Here is a 6108-nt window from a genome sequence, read left to right as displayed (position 1 = left end):
CTCCTAAAGGCTCCGCCCGATCAGCAATTTCATGATCTCGTTGGTGCCGCCGTAGATGCGCTGGACGCGGGCGTCGCGGAACATGCGGGCGATCGGATACTCATTCATGTAGCCATAGCCGCCATGCAATTGAAGGCACTCGTCGACGACTTTTCCCTGCAGGTCGGACAGCCAGTATTTGGCCATCGAGGCCGTCACCGGGTCGAGGCCACCATTGACATGGCGGGCGACGCAGTCGTTGTAGAAGACCCGGCCGATGGTTGCTTCGGTCTTCAGTTCGGCGAGCTTGAACTGGGTATTCTGGAATTCGATAATCCCCTTGCCGAAGGCTTTGCGCTCCTTGACGTAGTCGATGGTCAACGCCAGCGCCCGCTCGATCATGGCGATGGCGCCGGTGCCGATCTGCAGCCGCTCCTGCGGCAATTGCTGCATGAGCTGGACGAAGCCCTGGCCTTCCTCGTGGCCGAGCAGATTGGAGGTCGGCACGCGCATATCGTTGAAGAACAGTTCCGACGTGTCGTTGGCCTTGAGCCCGATCTTGTCGAGGTTGCGGCCGCGCTCGAACCCTTCCACCTCGCCGGTCTCGACGACGATCAGCGAAGTGCCCTTGGCGCCCTTCTCCGGATCGGTCTTGGTGACGACTATGATGAAATTGGCGAGCTGGCCGTTGGTGATGAAGGTCTTCGAGCCGTTGACCTTGTACTGGTTGCCGTCCTTCTCGGCTCGCGTCTTGACGCCCTGCAGGTCGGAGCCGGCGCCGGGCTCGGTCATGGCGATGGCGCCGATCAGCTCGCCGGTCGCCAGTTTCGGCAGCCATCTCTTCTTCTGCTCCTCCGAGCCATAATGGAGGATATAAAGGGGCGACAATCGAATTGTGCAGGCCGATGCCGAAACCGTCGACGCCGACGTGGCCGATCGCCTCGATGATGGCGCTCTCATGCGCGAATGTCCCGCCCGAGCCGCCATATTCCTCCGGGATCGAGGCACAGAGCAGACCGGCCGCCCCCGCCTTTAGCCAGCACTCGCGGTCGACCATCTCGTTCATCTCGAACTCGTCATAGCGCGGCGCGATCTCTTCCGACATGAAGCGGTGCGCCATGTCGTAGAGCATGCCGACCTCATCCGCCGCCCAGGCGGGTTTGGGCAAAGCAAGCACTTCGGCAGGATTTGTCGCCACGATTTCCTCCGTGTATCGACAGGTTAAGGCCGGCTGTACCGACGCTGTCGAGCTTAGAACGCTTCCGCTGGCAGTGCCATCAATGTCTCGGCGCCGCTGGAGATGCGGGCGAGGTGCGCCGACGTTTCCGGCATGATCCGCTCCATGAAGAAGCGCGCCGTCACAAGCTTGCTGTCGTAGAAGGTCGAAGGCCCATTGGCGCCACTCGCCAATTTCGCCCCGGCTGCCTTGGCCATCTGCGCCCACATGTAGCCCAGCGCCACAAGGCCGAAGAGATGCATGTAGTCGGTTGAGGCGGCGCCGGCGTTGTCGGGCTTGGCCATGCTGTTCTGCATCAGCCACATCGTCGCCGCCTGCAGATCGTTGAGGCCCTTCTTCAGCGCCTTGGTGAAAGGCGCCATCTTCTCGTCGGTGCGGTTCTCCTCGCAGAATTCGCCGACCTCCTTGAAGAAGGCCTGCACGGCGCGGCCGCCATTCAAGGCCAGCTTGCGGCCGACGAGGTCGAGTGCCTGGATGCCGTTGGCGCCTTCGTAGATCATGGCGATGCGAGCATCGCGCACGAACTGGCTCATGCCGTGCTCTTCGATGTAGCCGTGGCCGCCGAACACTTGCTGCGCCATCACCGCGTGGTCGAAACCCTTGTCGGTGAGCACGCCCTTGACCACCGGCGTCATCAGGCCGGTGTAGTCGTCGGCAGCCTGGCGGTCCTTGTCGTCACTGGCACGGTGAGCGATGTCCGACTTGATCGCCGTCCACAGCGCCAGCGCGCGGCCGGCCTCGTTGAAGGCCTTCATGGTCATCAGGCTGCGGCGGATGTCGGGATGGACGATGATCGGATCGGCTTTCTTGTCCGGCGCCTTCGGCCCGGACAACGAGCGACCCTGCAGGCGATCCTTGGCATAGGACACAGCGTTCTGGTAGGCGACCTCCGACAGAGACAGCCCTTGCAGGCCGACGCCGAGCCGGGCTTCGTTCATCATCGTGAACATGGCCTTCAGCCCGCCATTGGCCTCGCCGAGCAGCGTGCCTTGCGCCTCGTCATAGTTCATGACGCAGGTCGAATTGCCATGGATGCCCATCTTCTCCTCGATCGAGCCGCAGGACACGGTGTTCTTCTCGCTAGGATTGCCTGATGCATCGAGCTTGAGCTTCGGCACGATGAACAGCGAAATGCCCTTCACGCCTTCCGGTGCGCCCTCAATGCGGGCCAGCACGAGGTGGATGATGTTGTCCGACATGTCGTGCTCGCCGGCCGATACGAATATCTTCTGGCCTGAGATCCTGTAGGTGCCGTCGCCATTGGGAACCGCCTTAGTGCGCAGCAGGCCGAGATCGGTGCCGCAATGCGGCTCGGTCAGGTTCATGGTGCCTGTCCAGGCGCCCTCGACCAGCTTCGGCAGCCAGATCGCCTTCTGCTCGTCAGTGCCGTGAGTAATAATCGCCGCGATCGCGCCCTGCGTCAGGCCGGGATACATCATCAGCGACATGTTGGCCGAAACCATGTATTCGGAAACAGCGGTATGCACCGCGTAAGGCAGACCCTGGCCGCCAAATTCGACGGGTGCGGCCAGTCCCATCCAGCCGCCATCGCGATATTGGTCGAAGGCCTCCTTGAAGCCTTTCGGCGTCCTCACTGAGCCATCGTCATGGCGCGCGCAACCTTCCATGTCACCGACGCGGTTCAGCGGCTGCATGACGTTTTCGGCGAGCTTGGCGCCCTCGGCGAGGATGGCCTCGACCACATCCGACGTCGCGTCGGAAAATCCGGGAAGGTTGGAATAGCGTTGGTAGCCCAGTACCTCGTTCAGCACAAACAGTGTGTCCTGGACCGGCGCCCTGTAGATCGGCATGCGTTTTCCTCCACCATGCGGCCTTGGCCCGAAATCAAGCCCCAAGAAGAAGTCAGGGACAGCATGCGGACCAATGTTCAGGTCGGGGATAGCAAAAGTTGACGTTTGCGTAAACGTCAATTTTTTTTAAGCGACAAATTTTCCCGAAGCCTCACCCCGTGAGCGTAGCGGCGCTACACCGTTGAAGCCAGTGCGGAACAAATTGAAATGCAGTCATCCCGACGCAGCCGGAAGACAGAAAGAGCCGCGCGGCCAAGGCCACACGGCTCTCATTCGTCAGAAGCCCGGTCACCGGAAGCCGGCGAGATCGAATTATCCGGCGACGCTGGCCTGCGGCGCCGCACGTTCGCTTAGCATCTGACGGACCGCCGCCATCGAGTTGCTCAACTCGTTGATGGCGTCGTCGATCAGCGCCCGCTGCTTCTGCAGACGGGCAAGCTGCTTCTCCGACTTGTCGAGCGCCAGTCGCAACTGCTTGGTGTTGGAGCCTGTCGGGTCATACAGATCCATCATCTGCTTGACGTCACGCAGCGAAAATCCGACCTTGCGGCCGAGCAGGATCAGTTTCAGCCGGGCCTTGTCGCGGCGCGTGTAGAGACGGGTCGAGCCGTCGCGCTGCGGATTGAGAAGGCCCTTGTCCTCGTAGAAACGCAGCGTGCGCAGCGTAACTCCGTATTTCTTGGCCATTTCGCCGATGCGGACAAGATCCTCGCCGGCTTTATCAGACATGTTATTGGTATTGGCCGCGGCTTCGCCGGGCGAAACAAGTTTCATGGTCACTGGCTTCCCCATCTGGTGGCGTCGCGGTCCCGCACCTTGCGTCGCCTGAGTGGAAGCGGGGGCGTGCTTCCACTCGTGGTTTCAACAAACAAATCGCAAACGGCACAGTCTGCATCTTTACGTTTACGTCAATTGTATACCGATAGCCGCCTCACGAAGCAAGGGCGTTGTGGGGAGGAACTTTTGCCGCATCCGGCACCGCATGGCCCGGCGGCGCTTTAGGCGGCCCGCCAACACGTTGTAACTTCTTAAGCTTAGTTAACGCGTTGTTTACCACGTTGGGCGAAATGTGCGCATGTCGGTTACCCGTGTTTATTCTGTAGCGAATTTTTCACGGTTTTTCGGAGCGCGGGTGAAACCCGGGAAGTTGGTCTTCCGCCGTAGCTAAGCCGCGCGGCCGCCTTCGTTTCCGGCAGGACTTTGGGAAACTGGTCATAAGCCAGCAGTAATTCTGAACGGGCGCATCGATGAACAGCAAGCGGTCCTATCTCGATACACTCAACGCCGGCAGGCAGCGCAGGCCGCACACCACGCTTGAACAGCTCAACCGTTCCCTGGAAACGCTGGAGCAGCGGCTGGAGCGGACGCGCGAGGACATGAGCGAGCGTCTCGATCCGCGCCGGCCGAGCGCGGAGCCGCGCTATGCCAGCGCCCGACCCTATGAGGATCCGCGCCTCGCACAGCCGCCGAAAAGCCCGGCGCCGGCTACCTTCGACCAGAGTTACCAGGCGATCGCCCGCGACATCGACCGCGTCCGCGGCCAAGAAGACGGCGTCGCTGTGGTCGGCAAGATCGCCGGCGAATTGCGCGGTCTGCGCGAGGAACTGCGCCACCAGATGACCGCCGGCCTGCAGCGCGAATTCGAAGCGCTGCGCAAGGACATCGAGCGGGCTTTCCAGGCAAGCGCCCAGCCGGGTGGCCAATCGGGGGGCGGCAAAGGCAGCGCCGAACTTGGCGTCGAGTTCGAGCGGCTTTCCGGCGCCATCCAGACCCTTGCTGAAAAGAGCGACGACAGAAGCGTCAACATGCTCCGGCTCGAGCTGGAGCAGGTCAAGGCCGCGCTCGACACGTTGGCGCGCGAGGAGAGCGTGCAGGCGGTCGGCCGCCGCTGGGACGATTTCGACCGCCGCTGGACCGCGTTCGAGGACCGTGTCGATGCCGATCAGCGCAAGCGGTCCGACGCACCCGGTCTTTCGATGCTGACCGACCGGCTCGAACAGATCAGCAATGCCGTCAACAATTTGCCGGAATCACTGTCGCTGCGGTCGCTCGAAGAAAAGGTCCGCACGCTTGCCGGTGCCGTCGATCATTTCGCCAGGCAGCAGGACAATCGCGGCAGCGGAACATTCGGTATGATCGACGAGCGGCTGGACGAGATTTCCCGCGCTATCGTCGCATCCACCGTCGCCGCGCAGGCCAATTCAATCGACCCCGAACCCCTCGAACGAATCGAGAAGCGAATCGCCTCGCTTGCCCAGCAGATCGAGGAAGTCACGCAAGTTCACCCGAGCGGCGAGATTATTGACCGCCTCAACATGCTGTCGAGCCGGGTCGATGATCTTGCCGGCCGGGCCAATTTGCCGGAGCAGGCGATGGAGCGTCTCGACAAGCAGATCGCGCTCATTGCCGACAAGATCGACAGGGCGCCTGCCATGCCGGATGCCGACTACATCTTCCAGGGGCTGGAGCAACGTTTCGACGTGCTGTCCGGCATGATAGAGCGCCGCCAAGGCGACGCGATCGAACAAGGCAACATGCTGTTTCGTGATCTCGAGCGCCGGCTGGACGAAGTCGTCGACAGGCTGGACCAACGTGTGCCGCAGATCGACGGGCCCGGCATCATGGACGCCATCGACGCCCGCTTCAGCGCGCTGGCCCAGCGCATGGAAACGCGCGTTCCCGATTCCGCAAGCGAAGCGGCGATCCGTGGCCTGGAAGGCCGCCTCGAAGATATTTCAAGCCGGCTGGATTCATCCGCGGCACAAGTCGCCGGCATCGACCCGGCCCTGATCCGCAGCTTGGAGGCGCAAGTCGCCGGTCTGTCGGCGCATCTTTCGAAGCCCGGCACGCCACTGCCGGAATTCGAGGACATCAGCCCCCGTCTCAACGAAATCGAGAAGTCGCTGGCTGACACCCGCGATTCCATCCTCAGCGCGGCGCGCGAGGCAGCCGAGAGCGCCGTCCGTTCGCTGGCCGGCTCCAGTGCCAACACGGCGGCCGTCTCTGGCCTCGCCCAGGATCTGAAGACGCTCGAAGCACTGACGCGCCGTTCCGACGAGCGCAATTCGAGGACCTTCGAGG

The 6108-nt window shown here is 62.2% G+C and carries 2 protein-coding genes and 2 pseudogenes; 1 reads left to right on the top strand and 3 read right to left on the bottom strand.

Annotated features, from left to right (window positions below):
* Positions 1-3: 3 nt before the first annotated feature.
* The 3 genes and pseudogenes from EOA85_RS40155 to EOA85_RS25050 all read right to left on the bottom strand — a co-directional run bounded on the left by EOA85_RS40155 (position 4) and on the right by EOA85_RS25050 (position 3801).
* Positions 4-1177 (bottom strand): annotated as a pseudogene (locus EOA85_RS40155) (acyl-CoA dehydrogenase family protein).
* A gap of 53 nt (positions 1178-1230) precedes the next feature.
* On the bottom strand, positions 1231-3027 hold the full coding sequence (locus EOA85_RS25055) for an acyl-CoA dehydrogenase (protein ID WP_127211561.1): 1797 nt from the start codon (positions 3025-3027) through the stop codon (positions 1231-1233).
* A gap of 312 nt (positions 3028-3339) precedes the next feature.
* The gene (locus tag EOA85_RS25050; RefSeq protein WP_127211562.1) at positions 3340-3801 is read right to left on the bottom strand and encodes a MerR family DNA-binding transcriptional regulator; all 462 of its coding nucleotides are present in this window, start codon (positions 3799-3801) and stop codon (positions 3340-3342) included.
* Between the two features lie 473 nt (positions 3802-4274).
* Between EOA85_RS25050 and EOA85_RS25045 the strand changes: the two are divergent.
* Positions 4275-6108 (top strand): annotated as a pseudogene (locus EOA85_RS25045) (peptidoglycan-binding protein); the annotation flags it as partial.

It is taken from the genome of Mesorhizobium sp. M5C.F.Ca.IN.020.29.1.1 (assembly GCF_003997375.1).
Lineage (GTDB): Bacteria > Pseudomonadota > Alphaproteobacteria > Rhizobiales > Rhizobiaceae > Mesorhizobium > Mesorhizobium wenxiniae.
Note: the sequence above shows the minus strand (reverse complement) of the source record. Positions and strands in the feature narration are given on the sequence as shown.